Consider the following 23,203-nt stretch of genomic DNA (forward strand, 5'->3'; position numbering starts at 1 on the left):
GCCTGCTTGTTGTTCTTCCTCGATCGGCGGGTCATTCGTCGTCTTCGGCGCCTCTCAACTCCTCGTCTTCCAGGCCCATCTCCTTGATGACGGCGGAGAGCGTGTCGCGGACCTCGGACATGCCGGCCGGGCGCTTCTCAGGGTTCAGGCTGAGGCAGTCCAGGATCAGCTTGTTGAGCCGGGAGAGGATCCGGGGGTTGATCTGATTGACGGGGACGATCTTGCGCTCGACGCCCGCCCGGGGGATGTCGTTCTGGACGTATCGTCCCGTGAACATGCGGTACATCGTCGCGCCGAAGTTGTAGACGTCGGTCCGTTCGTTGACGATGCGCTCGGCGGCCTGTTCGGGGGCGATGTACTGAGGGGTCCCCTGGACGCGGTTCTTCTCGACGCCGCGGACCCAGGCGGTGCCGAAGTCGATCAGCTTCACCTGGCCGGTCTTGGTGAGCATGATGTTCGACGGCTTGAGGTCGCCGTGGTAGACGCCCCGTCGGTGCATGTGCGCCAATCCTGAGGCCACCTGAGCGAACATCAGGACCAGTTGGTTCAGCTCCGGGGCCTCGATCTCGTCGAGCGTCTTGCCGTCGACAAGCTCCATCAACAGCTCGACGCCCACGGTCTTGACGAACCAGGCCTTCTTAACCCGGATGTCGTAGATCTTGGCGATGGTCCGGTGGTTGAGCTTCTGGGCGGCGTCGTACTCGGTCTTCGCCTGCTCGATGTAGATCTCGTCTTCCGGCTCTTGCTTGCGCACGACCTTGAGCGCATACCGCTTGCCGCCGTTCTTGTCGGCGATCTGGAGGATGGTGCTGCCTGCCCCGGTCCCCAGGGTGCCGACCACCCGGTAATGCAATCCCGAGAACCTGGGCGTTGCCGTGACGCTTGCCATTCTCTGCCTCTTGGATGCTGATGCTTGGTCGGACCGACGGCCCTCTTCACGAGGGCCCGTCTCGGCGCGCACCATCGGAATGGTTGGGGGCCGACCGAATCAGGTCACTTGATTTCCAGGAGTTCGACTTCGAAGATCAGCGTGGAATTGGCGGGGATCTTCTTCTGCTCCTGCGCCCCGTAGCCCATCGTCGGCGGGATGACCAGTTTGCGGAGTTCGCCGACCTTCATGCCCGGGATGCCGTACTCCCAGCCCTTGATGAGTTGGCCGCTTCCCAGAGTGACCTCGAAGGGGGCGCCGCGATCGCGGCTGGAGTCGAACTGACTGCCGTCGCTGAGCGTGCCGACGTAATGGAGCTTCGCCACCCGACCCGACTTGAGCTCCTCGCCGGTTCCCTCTTTCAGCGTCGTGTACTGGATGTCGCCGGTGAGGGTTTTCGTTTCGCCGATCGCCGTGGAAGGGGCCGGCGGGTACGGCTCCGCGCCCTTGACGGCCGCGGTCGAGGACGAGGATCGGGCTCCTTGCTCGCCCAGGGCCTCCGCGGCGTTCTTCTCGTCGACCTTGTGGACCGGGGTCGCCCCCGGCGGCATGACCGGCACGATCTGGCCCGGCTCGCCGCAGCCGGCCAATGCCACGGCCAGCGACAGGAACCCCAGCAACCCTCGCCTCATCGGAAGAATCCCCCAGACAGACCGAGACTAAAGTATAAACGAATCGGACAAAGATGGCGTAAAGAACGGCCAGCGCCCCGCGCACCGATCCATGCTCTAGATTATGCCACGCCCGTAAAGGCTTCGGCCAGACCTCAGCCGTTCGCCGCGCCCGGTTCCGGTTCGAACAGGCGGATGAGGCTGACGGCGATTCGGCCGCCGAAGCAGGCCGCCACGTCGCATCCCTCGCGGCGAGGACGCTGCTGATAGTCGCCTCGGTACAGGGCGCGGTCGCCGTCGACCTCAAAGTGCAGAGGCAGCGGCGAGGGGTCGAGCGGGCAAAAAACAACCTCGGGGTCGGGGGCGTCGGCCGGGGGGTGGGGGAGGTTGACGTTCCAGAGCGTGCCAGGTTGCCAGGGACGCGACAGCAGGTCCACCAGCACGGGCCGAGCCCAGCGCGCCGCGCGGGCCCAGTCGATGGTCCGCCCTCGGGCGATGTAGTGCGACACGGCGATTCCCGGCACGCCGTGCAGGACGGCCTCGCGGACGGCGGCGACGGTCCCGGAGTGGAAGACGTCCACCCCCAGGTTCCCCCCCGCGTTGATCCCGGCGATCACCCACGAAGGCCCCGGCGCCAGATGATGCAGCCCGACACGGACGCAGTCGGCCGGCGTACCGGAGACGGCGACGACGCCTCCTTCGTGGGTCGTGGCGTGGAGGTGCGCATGGGTCGTAACCCGGTGTCCGCAGCCTGATTCGGCCGCCAGCGGCGCGATCGTCTGAAGGGTTCCCAGGCCTGCGGCGGCCTCGCGCAGGGCGGCCAGGCCGGGGGCGTCGTAGCCGTCGTCGTTGGTCAGCAGCAGCGTTCGCGCAGCCTGTTCCGCCATCCTCATCCTCGTTTCAGCAGCCTCGCCCGTCGTCCAGGGGATTGTCGGCCGGGGGGCCGGCGTTGTCAAACCCGCGCGGAGTTCGCATTTTCGCCGATGCGCTCGACGTGATAGAGTGTCGTGGAACCTCGATCTCGCTTCGGACGTCGAACGTCCTGTCGCCGACGTCGGCCGGACTACGAAGAAGACATCGAGGAAGCCCGTCCGTTCGACCGCCTCGTTCCTTCGCCCGCGACTTCCCGAACACGCATGGACCGAAACTCAACCAGCCCCCCTCGCGCCCGCGCGGCCGCACGTAAAAGCGGCGTCGACGGGCTGTCGACGACGACGGAAATCCGCAAGCCGGCGCACCTTCCCAGCCGGTTCGACGTCCCGGTCTCGGCGATCGGCCCGCTCTTCCGGGCCCGCCTGGAGCGGATCTTCCGCTGTCGCGTCGAGTTCGACCTGGACGTCAACGCCCGCGCGACGGTGCGCGTGCTCGGCGGCTATTACCGGACGCGCCGGTTGATCCGCATCTACGCCCACGACCGCGACCAGGGCCGCCGCCCGCTGGAGGAACTGTTCGACACGTTCCTCCACGAGGTCGCCCATCACCTGGAATACACCGAGCCCGGCAGCTTCTCCGCCCGCGCCTGCGGCCGAGTCCCCGGCCGCATGCACAGCCGCCTCTTCTGGCGGATCCTCGGCGAACTGAAATACCGCTGGGCCGACCTGCAACGCCAGGCCGTCGTCCGCGACGACGATTGATGAAGTTCTCAGTCGGGGCCGACCTGGTATCGTCCCTTCTCCCCCCGGGAGAAGGTGGCCCGAAGGGCCGGATGAGAGTCGTCGCGCTTCGGAGACAGCCGCCCGCTCAAGATCAGCTGTCGCTGGACGGGCCGCCGTCCGGGAGGACGCAACTCGACTCGTCTCGACCAAATCCTTCGATGAAAAGCGATCCGTAAAGTTCGCATCCCCGAGAAGTGGTATCGATCGGGTGGGAATAGACCTTGGCGATCGTGATGACGACGCCGGTCAGGTTGATGCCGTAATGGTCGTGCAGCCTCTGCCAGCCAAGGGCTATCCCTTGGCGGACATCTGGAAACCATCGCGTCGTTTCCTCGTCGGCGATCTCACCGATCAAGACCTTCACGGTCTCGACAGAAGGGTCGTGCCGACTCGTGTAATCAAAGCTACACCAAGGTCCGCGACCGCCGTTGTTGATGTGGATACGGCAGCGACCTGTCCGTGGCTCGCGTACCGTCCGTCGTTCCACTCCTCGCCTCCTCTTTCAGCCCGTTTTCGATCAGTCGGCGGTCCTCCGGAAGCGGAGGACCGCCGCACCCATTCAGGGCAATTCCTCGATCTCAACGTCCTTGAACCGGACCTCCATCGGCGGGCCGGCGTGGACCTGGAAGGCGATGATTCCCTCGTCGGGGAACTTCTCGTCCTCGCGATCGATGACGGTGACGCCGTTGAAGACGATGGTCAGGTGCTTGCCCTTGAAGGTGATGACGTAGTCGTTCCAGTCGTCCTTCTTGACGACCGGCGCGGCCTTCTCGATGCCGGTCGTGTCCACCATGCCCCGGCCGCGTTCTTCGTAGAGCAGGCCCCAGTACTTGTCGGCGGCGTCGGCCTGGGGGCCGGAGACGGCGCCGTCGGGAGCGCGCTTGCTGCGGACCTGGATGCCCGAGTTGTGGTTGCGGAGCTTGAGCTTCACCTTGAGGACGAAATTCTTGTAGCTCTTGTCGCTGACCAGGAACTCGTTCTTCTTGAGCTGCTTCTCGGCGGTCCGGCCGACGATCACGCCGTCCTCGACCGAGAAGAGCGACTTGTCGTCGGGCGTGATCCAGCCCGTCAGGTCCTTGCCGTTGAACAGCGGCTTGAAGGCGCTCTGGGCGCGGGCGGTCTGGCCGGCGGCCGTCAGCGCCAGCGATGCGGCGAGCAGGCCCGCCAGTCGGATCGTCGTCGTGCGCATTGGTCATTCCCCTGGATGTTCGAGACCCGCCGCGCGGCCGAAGGATTCGGAGGGAGTTCGGGCCGGCGGCGACGCGCCGATTGTCGATGCGCGGCCGGGCGCGGTCAATGGGCCGGGTGGCGGGAGTCGACCCCGGCCGTTAGAATCGATCGCGACCGACCGTCACGGGATCAGGTGTCGACCGGCTCCGCGATCAGAGCGGCCGCCGGATGCTCGTCCGCCGCCGGTCGTCCCCCTCATCTGACCCTGCGGGGTCTCTCCTCCCCCCCAGGGGAGAAGACGTTTCATCGACCGCGGAGCGATAGGGAATGACGTTCGAGGCGGATCTCCGGCGATTCGGCCCACCGGCCTGCGAGACCCTCGCCCGCCGGGACGCGCTCGACTATTGCGCGAAGTTGACCGCCAGCCACTACGAGAACTTCAGCGTCGTCACCTGCCTCACCCCTCGCGAGCATCGCCCCGCCTTTCAGGCCGTTTACGCCTTCTGCCGATGGTCCGACGACCTGGGCGACGAGGTCGGCGATCCTGAGCGCTCGCGCGAACTCCTCGCCTGGTGGCGCGGCGAGCTGGACGCCATGTACGAGGGCCGCGTCCGACACCCCGTCATGATCGCCCTGGCCGAGACCGTCGAGCGTTACGGCATCCCCCCCGAGCCGTTCCACGCCCTGATCGACGCCTTCGTCCAGGACCAGGACGTCACCGACTACCAGACCTTCGAGCAGCTTCGCGACTACTGCACCCGCTCCGCCGATCCCGTCGGCCGGCTGGTCCTGTACGTCGCCGGAGCGTTCGACGAGGAGAACGCCCGACTTTCCGACTTCACCTGCACGGCCCTGCAACTGGCCAACTTCTGGCAGGACGTGGCCCGCGACCTGGACATCGGCCGGATCTACCTCCCGCGCGAGGATCGCGACCGCTTCGGCGTCCGCGACGACGACCTGCGGGCGAAACGGTTCACGCCGGCCTTTGCCGATTTGCTCCGCTTCGAGGTCGCCCGGACCCGCGAACTCTTCGCCGCCGGCCGCCCGCTGATTCCGCGAATCCCCGGCGAGTTCGCCGTCGACGTGGATCTCTTCTGGCGTGGAGGAATGGCGATCCTCGACCGGATCGAAGCCTGCGGCTACGACGTCCTCACCGCGAGGCCGAAGCTAGGTAAGACGGCGAAGGTTTTCCTGTTGACCCGCGCAGTGGTCGGTCTGGCCCGCGTTCGCCTGCTCGGTCGCAGCCAACGGCCCGAGGCGGCCGCGATCGGGGGGGCCTCGCGGTGACGACCGACGCCCGGCTCGCGGAGAGCTACCGATTCTGCGGCGAGGTCGCTCGCCGCGAGGCTCGCAACTTCTACCTGGCGTTCCGGCTGCTGACGGCGGAACGTCGCCAGGCCATGTGCGCGCTCTACGCCTTCATGCGCCATTCCGACGACCTGGCCGACGATGAGGCCCCGGGCGTTGACAAGGCCGCCGCCCTGGCCGGTTGGCGGGCCGACCTCGACTCCGCCCTGGAAAGCCGCGAGTCGACGTGGCCGGGCCTTCCCGCGCTGGCCGATTCCGTCCACAAATTCGCGATCCCCCCCGCCCTGCTCCACGAGGTCATCGAAGGCGTGGAGATGGATCTGTCGCCCCGTCGGTTCGATCACTTCGACGAGCTGGTGGATTACTGCCGGCACGTTGCGTCGGCCGTCGGCCTCTGCTGTATTCATATCTGGGGATACGACTCCGACGGCGGCCGCGCCGAGCGCCTGGCCGACCGCTGCGGGCTGGCCTTGCAGCTTACCAACATCCTCCGGGACGTCCGCGAGGACGCCGGGCTCGGCCGCGTCTACTTCCCCCGCGACGACATGGAACGCCACGGCGTGACCGACGCCGACCTGCACGCCGACCACGCCGGCCCCGCCCTGCGAAACCTGGCGGCCGACTACGCCGCGCGGGCCTACGCCTGCTACGATGAGGCCGCCGGGCTGGTCCCGCTGGTCGAGCCGATCGGCCGACCGGTCTTGTTGACGATCGCCGGGATTTATCGCGCGGTACTCGACGAGATCGTCCGTCGCGATTACGACGTGCTCGCCGGCCGGGCGTCGATCCCCAAGCGGCGGAAGATCGCGATCGCCCTTCGGTCGCTCTCCTCGCGATTCCGCCGGACGGAGAAGCCCCGGGAGAGGGACCTCGTCTCGTGAGTCGGACGCCCCCTCCCCCGCCCAGCGTCGTGATCGTCGGCGGCGGTCTCGCCGGCCTGGCGACGGCTGCGACGCTCGTCGACCGCGGCCTGCGGATCACCCTGCTGGAGAGCCGCCCGAGGCTCGGCGGCCGGGCCAGCTCATTCAACGATCCCACGACCGGCGAACTGGTCGACAACTGTCAACACGTGAGCATGGTCTGCTGCACGAACCTCGCCGATTTCTGCCGGCGGGTCGGCATCGACGGCCTCTTCCGCCGCGAGCCGGCGATCACGTTCCTCGGCCCCGACGGTCGCACGTCCGAGCTTCGCGCGGGAATCGGCCCTGCGCCGTTCCACCTGTCGGGGAGCTTCCTGCGGGCCAAGTACCTGAACTGGCGGGACAAGATCCGCGTCGGCTACGGCCTGGCCCGGCTGGCGCTCGATGAGCAGGCCGCCGAGTCCAACGAGCCCTTCGCCGATTGGCTGATCCGCAACGGCCAGAACGTTCGGACGATGGTGCTCTTCTGGGGGACGGTCCTCGTCTCCGCGCTCAATGAGCGGCTCGACCAGATGGACGTCGGCCTGGCGCGCCAGGTCTTCGTCGACGGCTTCCTGATGAACCGGGAAGGCTTCCAGATGGAGGTCCCCTCCGCCCCGCTGGGCGAGTTGTACGGGCTTCGGCTGGAGTCCTGGCTGCGCGAGCGCGGAGTCGACGTTCGGTTGACGACGGGCGTCCGCACGATCGACGGCGACGATGGCGCATCGGTGCGCGGCGTCACCCTCCGCAACGGCGAAACCATCCCCGCCGATTTCGTCGTGGCGGCCGTCCCGTTCGATCGCATCCCCGGCCTGCTCGATCCGACCCTTCGGCCCCTCGTCCCGGGGCTCGACAGCCTGGGCCAGATGGAATCCTCGCCGATCACCGGCGTCCACCTCTGGTTCGACAAACCGGTCTGCCCGTTCGACCACGTCGTCGCGCCGGGGCGGTTCGTCCACTGGGTCTTCAACCACACGGCGCTCCAGGGCCGGGGCGGCGACAACGGCGGCCAGTACCTCCAGATCGTCATCAGCGCTTCGTATGATCTCCTGTGGATGAACAAGGAGATGATCCGCGACGCCGTGCTGGCCGACCTGGCCGCGATGTGGCCCGCCGCGAAGGCCGCGACCCTCACGCACTGGCGGGTCGTCACCGAGCACGGCGCGACGTTCGCCGCGAGACCCGGCGTGGACGCGCTCCGCCCCTCGCAGCGGACCCCCGTCGACGGCCTCTTCCTGGCCGGCGATTGGACCGACACCGGCTGGCCCGCCACGATGGAGGGGGCCGTCCGCAGCGGCTATCTGGCCTCGCAGGGGATCCTGGAAGACCTCGACCGCCCTGCCCGGCTCCTCCGTCCTGATCTCCCTCCCGACCGCCTGGCCAGCCGGCTGCTGTCACGCAGGACGGCTCTTCGGTTCGCGCCCGACTTCGAGGAGTGCGCCGTTGAACCGAGCGAGGGGCCCCAGACGTGACCGAGATTGAGGCGAAGGCTGAAGCGCCCTCGGATCGAAGGCGTCGGATCGTTCGACTCGTGACGCTCGTCGCGGCGTGGGGCCTGCTCGCGCTGGACGTTCTGGGGCTCGTCGGTTTCGCGGTTCGGGATCGCACGGTCCTGCTGGCGCTTTTGATGTATTTGCCGCTGATACCCCTCGGGTTGGCGTCGCTGGTTCTGGACCTCCTTCATCGCGGCCGTGCGGTGCGAGGGCCGCGGTGGCTGCTCGCGTTCGTCGGGCTCGCGGGGGCGGCCGCGTCCAGCACGGTGATGATTGGGAGGGGCCCGCAAGCCGTTTCGGCGGTCGACGCAGCCGCGCAGGATGAGGTCGTCGTTCTCCACTGGAACGTTCTGTGGGGAGGCCGACCGTCCGGCGAAGCGACCTGGACGGGGATGGAAGACGCCATCCTCGGGAGAACGCCGGACGTCGTCGTACTGAGCGAGGCTCCTCCCGGCGAACAGCTTGACTCCCTCAAGAAGAGGCTCGGTCCTGAGTGGTCGTCGACGTGGGGCGAGCACGATCAGACGAGCGGCTACTGGTACAGGATTGCGGCGTTCTCGAGATGGCCGGTCGGCGAGGGCCGACGCGTTCCCGTGAGGAACGGCACGGCGCTGGATGTGCGGATCGAGCGCCCCGGTCGGCCGATCCGGCTGCTGGTCGTCGACGGCCAGAGCAAGATCACCCAACTCCGCACGCCGTTCCTGCACGACGTCGCCGAGGCCTGCCGGAAGGCGGCCGACGAGGGAGCGCCCTATGACCTGATCGCCGGCGATTTCAACGCCGTGGGCCGCAGCCTGGGGTTCGACGCCCTCCGCGCGACGGCCGGCGGCTACGAGCCGGCCGCGGCGTCCTCGATCGGTTGGCGCGCGAGCTGGCCAATGCCGCTCCCCGTCTTCGACATCGACCACGTCTGGGTTCACGACGGCTGGCGGATCCGTTCGTGTTCGCTGTTCGCCAGCCTGTCATGCGATCACCGCGGGCAGGTCGTGCGGCTGACGAGCCCGCCCGGTCAGTGATCGCGGGATGGGCCGACGATTCTGAGTCAGGCCCGGGTCGGTTCCGGGGCGGGCCGGCCTTCGGGTTTGGCGGCGGGCTTGCGGTTTTCTTCGGGAAATGCCGCGCGGAGCCAGGTGGCCGCGAGCGCCCGCGACCACGGGTCGCCGAGGACGTCTCGTGAGGCGGCGACGAGGTACTTCTTCGCTTCCTGCTCCTTGCCGTGGTCGAGCAGGAATCGAGCGACCATGAGTCGCTGATAGTCGGGCGACTCGGGGAGGATCGAGTCGATCACCTCGTCGGCCGCCTTGAAGTCGAAGCCCTTGTCGGGCGCGGCCAGGGCGTTGTGGAAGAGGTCGCACAGGGCCTTCGTCTTGGGGCCGACGTTCTCCATGCCGTCGAGCATCTTGTCCAGGAGGGCGTCCCGCTTCGCGTCGGCGCCAATCTGGTCGTAGATGAGCAGCAGCGGAACGCCGAACGCCCCGTTGGGCTTGGCTTCGTTCTGGGGCTCCAGCACGCGGACGGCCTGATCCAGGTCCCCCTCCAGCCAGTGGACGTACGCGACCAGGGTCGGTTCGTTCGCGGCGCCCTGCCCCCGGATGACGGCGGTGGCGAAGTCGCGGGCCTCGTCGAGGTCGCCCCGGCCGGTCCGATGGCAGAACAGGTACCAGTTCGTCCAGGAGTTCGGATACCGGACGGCGTTGCGATGGAGCCAGACCTCCGCCGAGTCCAATTCGCCGAGCCGCTCGTCGACCTCGGCGGCGCAGCTCATGGCCCACTGGGCCCAGGTCTCGGCGGCGGCGTCGGAGTAGGGCTTGGCCAGCTTGGGCTCGTTTCGTTTGAGGTAGTAGTTCGCGAGCTTGACCTGCACCCGAGCATGGCCCAGGCCGGCGTCGTCCGGGTTCTCCAGGTAGGTGTTCAGCGTCTCGAGCCAGCGGTCCTCATCCCCCAGGCCCTCGTAGCAGGCGGCGAGTTGCTCGTAGGCGTAGCGATCGGCCGAGACGGCGATGTACTTCTCCCAGATCGGCAGGGCGTCCTTGAAGCGTTTCTGCTCCAGGAACGTCTTGCCCAACTGCTGAAGGAATGCGGGGGACTCGCCGGCGTCCTTCTTCCATTGCTCAAGCTTCGCCTGCGAATTGGCCCAGTCGTACTTCAACAACAACGCTCGGGCGTAGGGGTTGTAGGGGCTGATCTCGAGGAGAAATTTCGAGTAGGCGAGGCGCTGGGGAGCCACATCGTAAATGGATCGCGAGATGTCGCAGGCGTTTAGCCCGCCGTGCGAAGCGGCCCTCGACCAAAGGAAAGAGTACTCCTGCATCAGGCCCATGCGCGTCAACCGCATGGCGAAATCCAGGTAGGTCGGCAGAATGTCGGTCGGGTCGTAGTTTGCCACCAGCTTGCGGAACTCGGCGGTCTCGTCGGCCTGTCCGGCCACGGTCCCGAGGAAGGAACGCAGGCGATGGGTGGCGACCTGGGGGCGAACTTCTTCCCAGTACTCGTCGACGGGGACGCTCCATTTAACCGTCATGAACATGAGGCGTCGCTCAACCTGGACGAAACGGAATTCACGGGCGAGCAGGCCGAGCACCCCCCAGTCGAGTTCGCCGTCGTCGACCTTGGGGCGGCCGGCGTCTGAGAGGGCCTCGTCGAGGGCCTGATCGTCGGCCTGGCGTTCCAGGGCCTTGCGGACGCGTTCCGGAAGTCCCGGGACGGCTGCCAGCTTGGTGCGGTAGAAGTGCTGAAAGCTCTGCGGCCCCAGGACCGTGGCCCGATGCAGGTCGTTGATGTCGCCGTTGGCGCAGATCACGTCGAAGGCTCGCCCGCAGTCCGGGTCGCGCTTCACAACGTCCTCGGCGGCGTGGACGACCTGGCGCGTGCTGGTCGGATATTCCACGTCGGTCAGCTTGAGGAATGCGGCCAGGCGGTCGTATGGGGCGGCGACGCTTTCCAACCGCTTGACGTCGTACTTCATGCCGGCTTCGATCACATCGACCCATTCGGGAGCCGGGGCGGCGTTCGGCGACTTGGCGTCAATCGCGGCGGCTGTTTCCAGGTCTCGCAGTGCGGCGGCGTGGACGCCTCGGAGGGCTCCGACGAACGCGCGATGGCGGAGGGCCCACGACGAGTTCGGATCCCGCGCAACCATCCGCTGGGCGTAAAGCCAGGCCCTTGCCTCAAAGGCCAAAGGAGCAGCGCTCCAGAGGTGGGACGTGAGGGCGGCGAGCTGCGCGTAAGCCCTCGTGAGGGCACCCAGCCGCGCGGGGGATTCGCCGTCGGTCCGGATGGCCTTGTGCAGCATGCGGACGGCCTCGAAGTGGTCGACCAGGCCGAGGGTTTGCAGCTTCTCCTCAACGCCCGCCGGGACCGGCGCGTCGGCCTTGTAGGTGTTGGGCTTTCCCTTGACGCCCAGGCCGTCGAGCACGGCCGGGATCTTGGTCCGGGACAGCTTCTCAAACCGCGAGACGTGCCGGATCTCGTGGCCGATCAGATGTTCCTCCTGCGAGAGCTTGGCGTCATCGACCTCCAGGTCCTCGTCCAGGAGAGGTTTCGTCTCGGCGACGGGTCGCAACTGCATCTGGGGGTGGTCGCCCATCTCGGGCGTGGCGACGATCAAGCCGGGAGCGTCTTCAGGTGCATCCGGCGGGGCGTCGTCGAGCAGCTCGTCGCGGGTGGCGAGGCCTCGCTCGTCACGCGCCGCAATCAGGACGGCCTGCCGCGCGTACTCGCGGAAAAGGACGTCCTCGCACTCGCCCGACCGCATCCCCACGTTCTGAGGTGCCAGGGGCCGACCCATCATCGCGGTCATCGGACCGGCCTCACCCGATCTCGCCAGGACCAGACGGCTCACCACGGCCGGCTCAATCGTCGGTTGTGGGGCTGCGGGGCCAGAGGCCGGCGGCGCGGCCGCCGTCTGAGGGGGCGTCGGCGGAAACCAGGGCCTCGGCGGCAGGTTCTGGAAGATCACGACCCCGGCGACCGCGATCACGGCCAGAGCCACGCCCGCCGTCGCCCGGCTGCTCCTCGACCGCGCTGGCGTGGGACCGGCCGTCTCGACCTGATTCGTCGTCGAATCACTCGACGCGAGGCTCGACCCTTCTCCTTCGCTCGAAGACATCGCCGCGCCCTCCCGGCCCGCCGCGACGGGCCTCGACCCTGGATTATGAAGCCGCGTTCATGTTTTGCTGTGAAATGCCCCGAGGATCTTAGTTCACCTCTCGGGGCGTTGCAAGCATCATGTGTTGGGGTCGAGAGGACGTCGGATTCAACGGATCTCCACGGCGTCGAGGGCCGCGCGGAGGGCGGCGGCGGCGGCGCGAGGGCGGTCGGCCTTGACGACGGCGGCGCTGACGGCGATCCGGCTCGCGCCGGCTTCCAGCACGCGGTCGACGTTCGTCTCGTCGACGCCGCCGATGGCGAACCAGGGGAGGTTCGTGGCCTCGGAAACGGCTCGGACGTAGGCCAGGCCGGCCAGTTCGGGCTCGGCGAAGTCCTTCGTCGCGCTGGGGAAGACGGGCCCGACTCCGAGATATCCCGCGCCGGCGAGGACGGCGGCGTCGAGCTGGGCGCGTTCGTGGGTCGAGACGCCGATGACGAGGTTCGGCCCGACGATCCGGCGGGCGTCGCGGACGGTCACGTCGTCCTGGCCCAGGTGGACGCCGTCGGCCCCGGCGAGGCGCGCCAGGTCGGGGCGGTCGTTGAGGATGAACCGCGCCTTGGCCTGGGCGGTCATGATGCGGACCTCGCGGGCGCGGCTGAGCAACTCGCGGTCGGAGAGGTTTTTCTCGCGGAGCTGGATCACGTCGGCGCCGCCGGCGAGGGCCTCGCCGACGATCCAGGTCAGGTCGCCGAGCGTCGGCAGGCCGCCGATCAGCACCATCAGGCGGCAGTCGGCCAGCGAGCGATAGGCGTGGACGGCCGTCATCACCAGCTTTTCGAGCGTGTAGACGTCGTAGCGGAGGACCTCGAAGCGGCCGGCGAGCCAGACGTCGACGAGCTTGCAGTACTCCTCCAGCGACCGCAGGGCCTCGCCGGTGCGCTTGAAGTTGGCGGCGAGCACGGCGCGGGGGTTCTCGCGCACCTGCTCGGAGGGGGTCATGATGTGCGTGCCGACGTCTTCGCGGGTGTCGCGGGCGGAGAGGAGGAAGTCGAGGTCGAAGCCCTTCAAGGCGTCGGCCAGGCGGTGACGGGTCTCCTTGAGCCGGCGGGTCAGCCCGGGGTCGTCCAGGACGAACCGGGCGTAGTCTTCGACGACGCGGAGGCCTTCTCGGGCGCGATTGCCCGAGGCGTCGATGACCCGGGCCAGGTCGACCGATCGGGTCGAGTCGGAGAGGTCCAGCGGCGGCCCTTCCAGGGGGGGCAGCGGACTGGCGTCGACCTCCGGGCGGGTGAGCAGTTCGCGGAGGCCCTCCAGGTCGAGGCCGGCGTCGCGGAGGGGCTCCAGCGCGAAGGCCGCCTCGACGACCAACCCGGCCAGCAGGTGCTCGGTGCCGACGCTCTCCTTGCGGCCTCCTTCGCGGGCGCGGGAGGTCGCCTCGGAGACGACGGCCCGCATCGCCTGGGAGCGGAGGGCTTCCTGGGGGATCTCGTCGAGCAGGTCGTAACCGCCTGATTCGGTCTCTTCGAGGGGGACGACGCCGAGGGCTTCGCGCACGCCTCCGGGGGCCAGGCCGAACTCCTCGATCAGTTCCGAGGCGCGGGATTCGGGCTCGTCGACCAGGGCGGCGACGAGGTCTCCAGGCTCGACCGTTGCGGCCCCTCGCGAGCGAGCCCGTGACGCGGCTCTGTCCATCGCGCGCCGGGCGCCCGGAGTCAGCGTTTCATCCATCGTTTCCTCGATCCTCGCGCCCCGGCCGGCCGCCGGGATGTTGAACTGTTGATCGATGTCCCTTGAAAAGACCGTCGCGGGACACCAAGATGAACGGATCGGCCTCGCCTGAATGGCCCTCCGGAAGCCGCCCGCCCGAACGACCCCAGCAGAGGACCCCCACCGTGCCCGGACGCATCCTCATTGCCGCGACGACCCTCCCGATCCTGGCCTTCTTCGCGGCTTTCGCCGTCGGGGCCGACGACAAGAAGCCGACCTCGGTCCTCGACTTCAAGGTCAAGGACATCGACGGCGCCGAGGTGGCGCTGTCGAAGTACCAGGGGAAGGTGCTGCTGATCGTCAACACGGCCAGCCAGTGCGGCCTCACCCCGCAGTACAAGGGGCTCGAAGAGCTCTACAAGAAGTATAAGGACCAGGGCCTGGAAGTGCTCGCCTTCCCGGCCAACGAGTTCGGCAAGCAGGAGCCGGGCACGAATGCAGAGATCAAGGAATTCTGCACCTCCAAGTACAACGTGACGTTCCCCGTCTTCTCCAAGATCGTCGTCAAGGGGCAGGGGATCCACCCGCTCTACTCCTTCCTGACCGGCGAGGCCACCGACCCCAGCTTCGCCGGGCCCATCGGCTGGAACTTCGCCAAATTCCTGGTCAATCGCAAGGGCGAGGTGATCGCCCGCTTCGACCCCAAGACCACCCCCGAGTCGGCCGACGTCGTCAAGGGCGTCGAGAAGGCGCTGGCGGAGAAGTGAGCCGGTAGGCTGTTCGACGGTCTTCCCCCCTCGCGGGGGAAGACAGATCGCGAAGCGATCAGATGAGGGGGACGACCGCCGGCGGACGAGGATTCGACGATCGCCTTTTACGCGAAGCCGATCCCCCCTCATCCGGCCCTTCGGGCCACCTTCCCCCGCGAGGGGGGAAGGCCGTTGTGGTTCGGACCCAAACGATGCGAGGATCTGTCTTCCCCCCTCGCGGGGGAAGACAGATCGCGAAAGCGATCAGATGAGGGGGACGACCGGCGTCGCACGTGCATCCGGTGCATTGCTCTGAGAGCCTCGCTGGTCTCCCTCGTCGGGCCTTTCGGGTCGCCTTCCCTTGCGAGGGAAGGCCGTTGTTGCTGCTGGCGATCCACGCCCACAACCGATCGAACGACCAGAAGATCGAAGTCGCTGCGTTCCCCGCCATGGGGACGGGATTCGGAGGCGTCCCCTTCGACGAGGCGGCCCGCCAGATGGCCGCCGCCTACCGCCACTTCCTCGAGCCGCCCCACCGCATCGACTGGGACTTCGTCGTCGACCGCCAGCGCGCCATCCAGTACGACGGCGACCGTCAGGTCGCACGCTGACGATGGGCGCGATTCATTATCGGGACGATTCGACCGGCCTCACGCCTGGAGGTAGCTTGAAGATGGTTCGATCACGATGGTTCCGACTCGTACTTGGAATTGTCGTTTTGTGGCTGGCGATTACAGGAGGCCAGCCCGGTCGAAAATTCTGGCGGGCGACCTCGAATCTTTTCGTGATGGAGGGGCCGTCGGGGCTCATCGTTCTGACGCCGGTCTATCGGTCATCAAGGGGGGGGCCGTTCTCAGATACCTTCATGGGGCCTGTTGATTATCTGTTCCGGTCCGACGTCGGCCCCGACGGTTTGGTGCTCTCCCGGGAGTATCGCCCGAAACGTTATCTCGCCCTACGGATCGCTGAACCCGGAATCCTAGGCTCCGACCTCTTCCTCATGGAATCGCCAGAAGGTCCGAAAGCGAAGCTCATGAAGTTCGATCCAGGGGGGCAAATCGTCGCCGCGAGCCCCGCCGAGTGCGACGCCTTTCGCGATCCCGGCCCCTCGCCCGAGTGGATTCGCCTCGACGAATACCAATCCACGCGGCATGCGATCGCGATCAACGTGGAGAGAGAAGGCGACCACACGAGGATCGTCGCCGAATCGACCTTGGAGGGAAAGCCCTGGCGGCGCGTGCTGGTCGACGTCGATACCCGCCCCTGGTATGCCCGCAGGCGTTACGATGATCTTGAGGACCGCTGAACTCGGCTCGGGTCTCTGATTCGAATCGCCAGCAACCCTCGCGCCTGACTTCTGGGTGTCGGGATCAGCAAGAACGGGGCGTGCTCGGCATGCGAACGGAGCCGCTCTGATGGAGACTTTGGAACCGAAGCAAGAGCCGATCACGGCCGAGGAGTTCTACTGGTTCCCCGACACGCCGTGCATCGAGGAGTTGGTACGCGGCCGAGTCGTCTCGTGGCCGTTGCCGGGAATGATGCACGGCCTCGTCTGCGTTAACGTCGGGACGGAGCTTTCCCGACACGTTCGTGCCCATGATCTTGGGCGGGTCTTGAGCCGTTCCGGGCTCATCACCGAACGCAATCCCGATACGGTCCGAGGGCCGGACGTTACCTACTACAGCTACGCCCAGTTGCCGCGAGGCAAGATTCCCGACGGCTATTCCTCGACGCCCCCCGAGTTGGTCTGCGAGGTTTTTTCGTGGAACCACCGATGGGTCGAGCATCTGGAAAAGACCGCCGAATACCTGAAAGCCGGCGTCCTCGTCGTTCTCATTCTGGACGCCGACACACGCAAAGCGCACATCTTCGAGGCCGACAAGCCGCCGATCGTGCTGAACGCCGAGGATGTGCTCCGGTTCGAGTCGATCCTGCCGGGCTTCGAGGTCGTCGTCGGCCGGCTGTTCGCGTGACGGGAGCGGCGTTCAGCGTTCAGCCCGGCTTGGGAGGGTCGAGGGCGGGGAGGCCGTCTTCCGGGTCTTCGGGGAGGCTGGGTTTGTCGTAGAGGCGGAGGTAGCGGTAGTAGACCTCCAGCGTGAGGGCGGCGAAGGTGGTGCAGTAGATCCGGCCGCCGCGGGAGCCGTAGACGCTGTCGTCGGGGTCCCAACTGCCGGCCTGGTGGCCGGACGTGCGTTGGAGCGAGACCAGGCGGTCGCGCACGCGGTCGTTCCAGCGGGCCCAGGGGCGGCCGCCGTGCTGGTACATGGCGAGGGTCGCGTAATACCAGTAATACACGTTGGTCGAGCCCTTGTCGGATTCGTGCTTGAGCAGGAACTCGGCCGCCTCCGTGCTGGCCGGGCCGGGGCCGCCCCCGCCCAGGAACTGGCGGCAAACCCAGGCCTCGGCCGTCATCGTGGGGGTGACGTCCTCCCAGGGTTGGTACTTGGCCAAACCCTTGGCGTCGCCGTCGGCGACGCGCTGGAGCCAGGTCGCCGCTCCTTTCTCCAGCGACGCCTGATCGGGGATTGGCACCCCGGTCTCCCGGGCCGACTTGAGGGCCATCACGACCCAGCCCAGGATGCTGGTATCGCCCACCGTCGCCCCGGGGGCGTACCTCCAGGAGAGGCCGTCCTTGGCCCGGGCTTTCGCCAGGAACGCGACGGCTTTCTCGGCCGGTTCGCGGAGGCGAGGGTCGAGCGACAGGGCGTAGGCCTCGCAGAGGGCCAGCGTGGCCATCGCGTGGCAATACATGCCGACGGTCTTGGCGACGCCCCGCAGGTCGCCGTCGGGCTTCTGCTGGCGGAGGAGGAACGTCAGGCCCTTGGCGACGGTCGTCGCGTACTTGCCTTCCTTGTGCGTGTAGCCCGCACCCAGGTAGGTGAGCAGGGCGAGGCCGGTCAGGCCGGTGTCGGCCTCCCAGTAGGCGCACTCGCCGAAGCAGACCTGGCCGGCCGGGCAGTGGACGGTGAAGTCATCGTCCCCATCGACGACCTCGCCGTCGTCGTAGCGGGCGGTGCCGCCGTCCCAGCGGCCGTCGGCGTCCTGATGGCGGGCAAGCCAGTCCAGGGCCCGCTCCACGGCCTGCTCGCTGGCCGGGCTCGCCCCCGATCGCTGGGCGCGGGTCGAGCGGTCGGCGTCGAGGCGGGGGCGGTAGATCTTGGGGACCTCGGTGATCGGCCCGCGAGGCGTGGACGACAGGTCGGCGAGCGGAGGCGCGGCGGGGGCGGTGGGCGTCGGCCGAGGCGTCGCGACGGCCAGCGGCGGCGGCTCGGGCCTGGAGACCGGCTTCTCCGTCCGCTCAGGAGTCGGCCGGGTCGTCGGCCGGCCGGATCGCAGCCTCGTATCGCCTGCGAGGGGGACGTTCCCCGGGCGCGGCTCGGCGTCGGGCGTGATGTCGAGCCTGGGGATCTCGGGGGCGTTCAGGGTTTTGTCGTCGGTTGCGGCGATGGCTTCCGGGGCCGCGGCGGGGACGGCGGGAACGGAGTCCGGGGGCCTCGGGGCCTCCTCCGGAGCGGCCGGCTTCGGAAGCTCGGGCGCGGCGGGAGCGGCCGACTCCAGGGCCAATGGAGGAGCCGGTGAAGCTTCTGGCGCCGCCGCATGAGCCTCCAACTCAGGACGAGTCGGGTCGAGGCGGCTCGCAGCCAGCGCGACGGGAACCTCCAGGCGGTCCACCGGCGAGGGGACGCGACCGGGCCGACCGTCGGTCGAGGCGAACGGCTGGACCTCGGTCGTCGGGCCTCCCGGCTCGACGACCGGCGAGACCCGGATCCGGCGGATATGCTCGCCTTCGTCGTCCGCGGAGCGGCTGGGGTTCAGGGCCCGCATCACGGCCGGAACGCCGCTGCCGCCCAGTAGAAGGGCGGCGTGCGCGGCGATCGAGAGGGCCAGGCAGCGGCGGATCGCCTGGCGCGATCCCCAACTCACCCAGACGAGGATCGCCAGCGCCAGCAGGCCCACCGCCCCCAGCGCCCACGCGCCGAGATCGGCCCTGAGCAGCAGCAGGAACGATTCCAGGTCCAATCCGGTCATCGCGCCCCTCGTCCCCTCGGCCCGTCCGTGCCCCCCCGTTCATCCACATCCCAGCATAGTCGAAACGCCCGGAGACCGCACGCGGTTCACGCGCCGGCCGAGGAGTCGTCCCTGAGCTTGCGCGGGGCCGATTCCCGCACCGGGATCACCATGATCGGCCGTCGCGGGCTGGAGGCGTCGCCGATCCGGATGTGCGGCGTCGAGGGATACGAGGGGGCGATCGGCTGCGGCGACGGGGCGGGCGGCGGCGCGACCGTGAGCGTCGGCGCATGGGCCTTCGTGGTCATGGCGACGGCGTCGATGGTCTCGGCCCCGATCCGGTCGAGCGTCGCGCCCAGGCGTTCGACGCGGGTGGCGAGCAGGTCGTAGAGGACGAGAGCCGCCACGCCCAGCGCCGCACCGGCGATCAGGGGAGCCAGGGCGTCGGCCGTCGCCGGGCCGGTGACGGGGGCGTCGCCTGAGAAGCGGAGCAAGCGATCCGCGGCCAGGAGGGCGCCCAGCAGGCCCAGCAGCGGAGCCAGCACAGCGATCCTCCGCAGCGTCCCGACGTTCCGGCGCAGCCGGTCGGACTCCCAGCGGTGGGCCAGGCCCACGGCGCGTTCCATGTCGACGGCCGGCCGTCCCCAGCGTCGGACGGCCGCCAGGGCCACGCGGGCGGCGGGGCTGGGGTGCATCTCGCAGTAGTCGAGCGCCTTGCCGCCGTCGAGCTTCCCTTCGTGCAGGCGGTCGAGGAACTTGGAGAGGAAGTCCCTGGGGACGACGGCCCGGCGTCGCAGACGGAGGAGCCGTTCCAGCGTCACGCAAACGCCCAGGGCCGCGCAGGCCGCGAGGCCGCCCCAGGTCATGCGCTCGGCGGGGGGCGTCCGCTCGTACCAGGCGAGCGTCTGGGCCCCGGCGCGGGCTGCCAGTCGCTGGGCCTGGGCCGAGAGATCGGCCGCGTTCGGCCCGGCAGCCGTCGCCGACGCCGAGGCGATCACAATCGCGGCCGCCGCTGCGGCGATCCGAGTCATCACGATCATGGACGGGCTCCTTCCCAGAGAACCGTCTTCCCCCCTGGAGGGAGAAGACAGACCCCGCAGGGGTCAGATGAGGGGGAGATCGGCGCGGCGCGGTCGACGATCCGTCGGATGCGAGTCCGACGGCGGTCGTCCCCCTCATCCGGCCCTTCGGGCCACCTTCCCCCTCCAGGGGGGAAGGCCGTTACGATCGCTTCCTTGCGAATCATGGCGGCTATTTCTTTCCGGACGGATGTTCGGCCAGGACCTTGTCGCGGCGGGCTTTCGCCTCGGCGGCGTGGGGGTCGTCGGAGAAATCTTTCGTTAAGCGTTCATACGTCTCGGCGGCTTCGGACCAGCGTCCCATGCGTTCGTAGACCTTGCCGGCTTCCAGCAGGGCGGCGGCTCGACGCCTTGGGGAGTCGTAATTGATATCGACACGGAGGAACTCCCGGAGCGCCTGGAGGAACTTCTCCTCGTGGAAGAAGGTTTCGCCGATCATGAGCTGGGCCTGCGCCGCCAGGTCGCCCTGCTGCCGGCGGGCGTCGATCACCGCCTGGAAGGCCGTGCGGGCGTCTTCCGGGCGGCCCAGGCCGAGCAAGGCACGGCCTCGGGCGAACTCGACGGGGTCACGCTCGGCGGGGACGGTGATCGAGCCCTTGAGCGCGTCGGCCTCGTCGAGCGCCGGCTGCCAGCGCTTGAGGCCGAGGAGGCACTCGATGCGACGCTCCTTCGCCAGTTTCAGGAGGTCCGGCGGATCGTCGGGGGCCGCTGGGGCGGCGATCAGGTCGGCCAGGGTCTTCTCGGCCGTCTCGAACTGGTCCTGTCGTAGTGCGGCCTCGGCGCGGAGGAATTTGGCCTCTCGGATGCGAGGATTGGCCGGGGTTTCGGCGATCAGGCGGTCGAGCGTCGTCGCGGCCTGGGGCCATTCGGCTCGTTCGATGCGGGTGCGGCCCAGGCGGTAAAGGACGTCGGCGGCGAGCCGTTCCGGGAGCTTGGGGGCGTCTGGGCCTGTATCGTCGACGAGCGGTGCGAGCAGCTTCTCGACCTCGGCGAAGTCCTTCCGCGCGTTGGCCGATTCCGCCAGGTTGAACCGGGCGTCGGCCGCGTAGGGGCCGTTCGGGAAGTCGGCGAGCAGGCCGGCGAAAACCTTGTCGGCGTCGTCGAGTTTGCCGTCGTCGACGAGGTCCCAGCCGCGTTCGGCGAGCAGAGCGTCGATGGGCTGGTTGATCGCCTTGAGGCGGTCGCGGGCGGCGTCGCCGTCGAGGAGTTTGCCCAGCAACACGGCGGCCTCGCCGGGCTTGTCCTTCGCCAGCAGCCGAGAACGGGCGAGCGCCGCGAACAGGGCGGCGTCCTGCTTCGGCGCGCGAGTCTCGACCTGCTCGTAGGCGGCGAGGGCCTCGTCGAGCTTGCCGGACGCCTCGACGGCCCTGGCTTTCTCCAACAGGAGGTCGGCGGTCTTCGTTTCATCGGTCGTCCGGGCGAGGAGGGCGTCGAACGCCTTCGCGGCCGAGGCGGCGTCCCCCTGTTTGGCCAGGGAGCGAGCGAGGCCCAATTCGGCCCGGTCGTGGATGTTCGGGTCGGTGGAATCGGCCAGGGTGCGGAATCGCTCGACGGCCTTCGGGAGTTCGCCGGCGTTCACGAACGCCTCGGCCAGCCGGAGTTGGGCGGGGGGCAGTGCGGCGCTCCTCGGAAAGCGCGTTGCCAGGCGGTCGACGGTCTCGGCGGCGTCATCGCGACGGTTCAGCGCCAACAGGGCGGCGGCGCGATTGGCCAGGGCGTGATCGGCGATCGGACCGTCGGGAGCGGCTTCGAGATACTGGGCGAAGGCGGCCTCGGCCTCGGCGAAGCGGCCGGCGTCCAGATGGGAGCGGCCCAGCAGGAAGGCGGCGTCGGCCCCGGCGCCCTTGCGGGAGGACTTCGCCAACTCGGCCAGCATGGCGTCGGCCTGCTCGGTCTTGCCGACGGCCCGGTAGGCCTGAGCCAGCTCATATCGGGCGGCGTCGACGACTTCCGGCGAAGGGGCGAGCGGCTTCGCCCCCTGGCCCAGGATCGCCTCCAGCGCCGGGATCGCGTCGGCGGGACGGCCGTCGGCGACTGCGGCTTTCGCCTGCACGAGCAGGACGTCCGCGTGCAGCTTGCTCTCGGGGAACTTCACGGCGAAGTCCTGGGCGAGCTTTTCCGCCCCGGTCTTGTCGCCGGCCTGGAGCGCGAGCCGGGCGGCTTCAAGCCAGGCGTCGTCGGCCCAGGGGCCGGACGGAGCCGTCTCCGCGACCTTCAGGAACCGCTCCCGCGCGTCGGGAAGCCGCTTCAAGGCCCGCAAGGCCTCGGCCGAGCGGAAGAGCAAGGCCGGCAGCAGCAGCGACTTCTCGGCCCGGGGGATCGCGTCGTCGAGCGTCTTCAACGCGGCTTCGGCCTGGTCGCGGCGGAGATCGGTCGAGGCCAGATCCAGGCTCGCTTCCAACGACGTCGCATCGGCCGGGTCGGCGGCGAGCGGACGCAGCAGGTCGGCCGCCTCGTCGAGCCGGTCGAGCTTGAGCAGCGCCTGAGCGCGGCGAAGCCGGGCCTCGGATCGCAGAGGGCCCGAACCGCCGACGTCCCCCAGCGCCTTCTCCGCGACCTCGTAACGGCCGGCGGCCAGCTCGATCTTGCCGACCTGAAGTCTCGCCTTGTCGATCCATTCGGGCGGATTGCGGCGGATCAGATCGTTCAGGACGTCGAGCGCGGCCTGGGTCTCTCCGGTCGCCGCGAGGGCACGCCCCAGGCCGTAGCGGGCGCGATCGGCGAGCCGTGCGTTGGGGAAACTCTTGAGCGCCTGTTCATAGGCTGAGCGGGCGGCCTTGGGGTCGTCCAGGGCCGACCGCACGTCGCCCAGGTAGGTCCAGGCGGTTTCCAGATTGGGGTGTGCTTCGGGAGCGTCGGTGAACCGTTCGAGCGCCTCGCGCGCAGCGGGGAGATCCCCCAGCATGTACGAGAGTTCCCCCAGCCGATACCAGGCCGTTCGCGCCCGGGCATGCTCAGGGGCCCGGCGGAGGAACTCGCGGAAGGCGTCGCGAGCCTCGCGGTAGTGGCCCTGAAGCAGCTCCGCGCTGGCGAGGCCGAAGCGGGCGTCGTCGCCGTGGGGAGGCTTGGGATCGGTCTCCAGGAACTTGGCGTACTCGTCGGCCGCCAGGTCGTACTTGCGCTGGCGAAAGAGTTCGTGCGCGAATCGGAGGGCCCGGGGCATTGGGCTGGGGGCCTCGGCGTCCTGTCCTGTCGCGACGCTCGCCGCGGCCAGCAGCAGGAGGCCCGCCAGGGCGCGCAAGGGCGCCGGGCCGCGTCGACGACCCGCTCCTCTTCCCTCCCTGTCCCAGCCGAGGCCGATCAATCGCACCTCCCGCTCCGCGGATCCACACCAACAATCGGCGATCGTCGTCGGATCAACCGTCCTGATCTTCGGTTTTCGCCGTCCGCGACAGACGCCCTCTCCGTCAATCTATCGTCGGCCGGACGCGCCGCTCAAGCCTCGGAGGCCGCCGTTCGACCGTCGGAATCGCGCAGGAACATCCCTACCACTGGATCGGCATGTT

General features: G+C 68.6%; 19 protein-coding genes. 9 read left to right on the top strand and 10 right to left on the bottom strand.

The window, feature by feature from the left end; all coding sequences use genetic code 11:
• Positions 1-31: 31 nt before the first annotated feature.
• From G5C50_RS14180 to surE, 3 genes are all read right to left on the bottom strand, one after another.
• Complete coding sequence (locus tag G5C50_RS14180; protein ID WP_165070424.1) at positions 32-889, bottom strand: serine/threonine protein kinase; 858 nt, start codon at positions 887-889, stop codon at positions 32-34.
• Between the two features lie 104 nt (positions 890-993).
• On the bottom strand, positions 994-1,560 hold the full coding sequence (locus tag G5C50_RS32340; RefSeq protein WP_240907076.1) for an FKBP-type peptidyl-prolyl cis-trans isomerase: 567 nt from the start codon (positions 1,558-1,560) through the stop codon (positions 994-996).
• 134 nt (positions 1,561-1,694) lie between these two features.
• Positions 1,695-2,426, bottom strand: a complete 732-nt coding sequence (gene surE / locus G5C50_RS14190; protein WP_165070425.1) for a 5'/3'-nucleotidase SurE — start codon at positions 2,424-2,426, stop codon at positions 1,695-1,697.
• A gap of 249 nt (positions 2,427-2,675) precedes the next feature.
• On the opposite strand from surE, the gene G5C50_RS14195 reads away from it, so the two are divergent.
• Positions 2,676-3,173 (top strand): hypothetical protein, encoded by a 498-nt coding sequence (locus G5C50_RS14195; protein ID WP_165070427.1) that lies wholly within the window; start codon positions 2,676-2,678, stop codon positions 3,171-3,173.
• A gap of 112 nt (positions 3,174-3,285) precedes the next feature.
• Here the strand turns inward: G5C50_RS14195 and G5C50_RS14200 are convergent, their stop codons facing one another.
• Positions 3,286-3,681 carry a hypothetical protein gene (locus tag G5C50_RS14200; RefSeq protein WP_165070429.1) on the bottom strand — a complete coding sequence of 132 codons (396 nt, stop codon included), beginning with the start codon at positions 3,679-3,681 and terminating at the stop codon, positions 3,286-3,288.
• 72 nt (positions 3,682-3,753) lie between these two features.
• On the bottom strand, positions 3,754-4,383 hold the full coding sequence (locus tag G5C50_RS14205) for a 3-keto-disaccharide hydrolase (protein WP_165070431.1): 630 nt from the start codon (positions 4,381-4,383) through the stop codon (positions 3,754-3,756).
• Positions 4,384-4,691: 308 nt separating this feature from the next.
• Here G5C50_RS14205 and hpnC point away from each other — a divergent pair, with 308 nt between their 5' ends.
• The 4 genes from hpnC to G5C50_RS14225 are packed head-to-tail and all read left to right on the top strand — an operon-like array spanning position 4,692 to position 9,080.
• On the top strand, positions 4,692-5,651 hold the full coding sequence (gene hpnC, locus G5C50_RS14210; protein WP_165070434.1) for a squalene synthase HpnC: 960 nt from the start codon (positions 4,692-4,694) through the stop codon (positions 5,649-5,651).
• On the top strand, positions 5,648-6,553 hold the full coding sequence (locus G5C50_RS14215; RefSeq protein ID WP_165070436.1) for a phytoene/squalene synthase family protein: 906 nt from the start codon (positions 5,648-5,650) through the stop codon (positions 6,551-6,553). Before hpnC ends, G5C50_RS14215 begins: the two co-directional genes overlap by 4 nt.
• The gene (hpnE, locus tag G5C50_RS14220) at positions 6,550-8,043 is read left to right on the top strand and encodes a hydroxysqualene dehydroxylase HpnE (protein WP_165070439.1); all 1,494 of its coding nucleotides are present in this window, start codon (positions 6,550-6,552) and stop codon (positions 8,041-8,043) included. Before G5C50_RS14215 ends, hpnE begins: the two co-directional genes overlap by 4 nt.
• Positions 8,040-9,080 (top strand): endonuclease/exonuclease/phosphatase family protein, encoded by a 1,041-nt coding sequence (locus G5C50_RS14225; RefSeq protein ID WP_165070442.1) that lies wholly within the window; start codon positions 8,040-8,042, stop codon positions 9,078-9,080. The genes hpnE and G5C50_RS14225 overlap by 4 nt, the downstream gene beginning before the upstream one ends.
• 26 nt (positions 9,081-9,106) lie before the next feature.
• On the opposite strand, the gene G5C50_RS14230 is transcribed toward G5C50_RS14225, so the two are convergent.
• Both G5C50_RS14230 and G5C50_RS14235 read right to left on the bottom strand, forming a co-directional pair.
• Positions 9,107-12,172 carry a tetratricopeptide repeat protein gene (locus G5C50_RS14230; protein ID WP_165070444.1) on the bottom strand — a complete coding sequence of 1,022 codons (3,066 nt, stop codon included), beginning with the start codon at positions 12,170-12,172 and terminating at the stop codon, positions 9,107-9,109.
• Positions 12,173-12,319: 147 nt separating this feature from the next.
• Positions 12,320-13,882 carry a thiamine phosphate synthase gene (locus tag G5C50_RS14235; protein WP_165070446.1) on the bottom strand — a complete coding sequence of 521 codons (1,563 nt, stop codon included), beginning with the start codon at positions 13,880-13,882 and terminating at the stop codon, positions 12,320-12,322.
• Positions 13,883-14,046: 164 nt separating this feature from the next.
• Between G5C50_RS14235 and G5C50_RS14240 the strand changes: the two genes are divergently transcribed.
• The 4 genes from G5C50_RS14240 (at position 14,047) to G5C50_RS14255 (ending at position 16,583) form a co-directional block, all read left to right on the top strand.
• Positions 14,047-14,628 (top strand): glutathione peroxidase, encoded by a 582-nt coding sequence (locus G5C50_RS14240; protein WP_407673547.1) that lies wholly within the window; start codon positions 14,047-14,049, stop codon positions 14,626-14,628.
• A 359-nt stretch (positions 14,629-14,987) separates the two neighbouring features.
• Positions 14,988-15,221: a macro domain-containing protein gene (locus tag G5C50_RS14245; RefSeq protein ID WP_206107700.1), complete on the top strand. Its 234-nt coding sequence runs from the start codon at positions 14,988-14,990 to the stop codon at positions 15,219-15,221.
• A 254-nt stretch (positions 15,222-15,475) separates the two neighbouring features.
• Positions 15,476-15,916 carry a hypothetical protein gene (locus tag G5C50_RS14250; protein ID WP_165070450.1) on the top strand — a complete coding sequence of 147 codons (441 nt, stop codon included), beginning with the start codon at positions 15,476-15,478 and terminating at the stop codon, positions 15,914-15,916.
• 109 nt (positions 15,917-16,025) lie between these two features.
• Positions 16,026-16,583, top strand: a complete 558-nt coding sequence (locus G5C50_RS14255; RefSeq protein ID WP_165070452.1) for a Uma2 family endonuclease — start codon at positions 16,026-16,028, stop codon at positions 16,581-16,583.
• 19 nt (positions 16,584-16,602) lie between these two features.
• Here the strand turns inward: G5C50_RS14255 and G5C50_RS14260 are convergent, their stop codons facing one another.
• The 3 genes from G5C50_RS14260 to G5C50_RS14270 all read right to left on the bottom strand — a co-directional run bounded on the left by G5C50_RS14260 (position 16,603) and on the right by G5C50_RS14270 (position 23,007).
• Positions 16,603-18,639, bottom strand: coding sequence for a hypothetical protein (locus G5C50_RS14260; RefSeq protein ID WP_165070454.1), 2,037 nt, complete (start codon positions 18,637-18,639; stop codon positions 16,603-16,605).
• Between the two features lie 86 nt (positions 18,640-18,725).
• Complete coding sequence (locus G5C50_RS14265) at positions 18,726-19,658, bottom strand: MotA/TolQ/ExbB proton channel family protein (protein WP_165070456.1); 933 nt, start codon at positions 19,656-19,658, stop codon at positions 18,726-18,728.
• A 211-nt stretch (positions 19,659-19,869) separates the two neighbouring features.
• Positions 19,870-23,007: a tetratricopeptide repeat protein gene (locus G5C50_RS14270; protein ID WP_165070458.1), complete on the bottom strand. Its 3,138-nt coding sequence runs from the start codon at positions 23,005-23,007 to the stop codon at positions 19,870-19,872.
• Positions 23,008-23,203 lie beyond the last annotated feature (196 nt).

This window comes from Paludisphaera rhizosphaerae (assembly GCF_011065895.1).
Lineage (GTDB): Bacteria > Planctomycetota > Planctomycetia > Isosphaerales > Isosphaeraceae > Paludisphaera > Paludisphaera rhizosphaerae.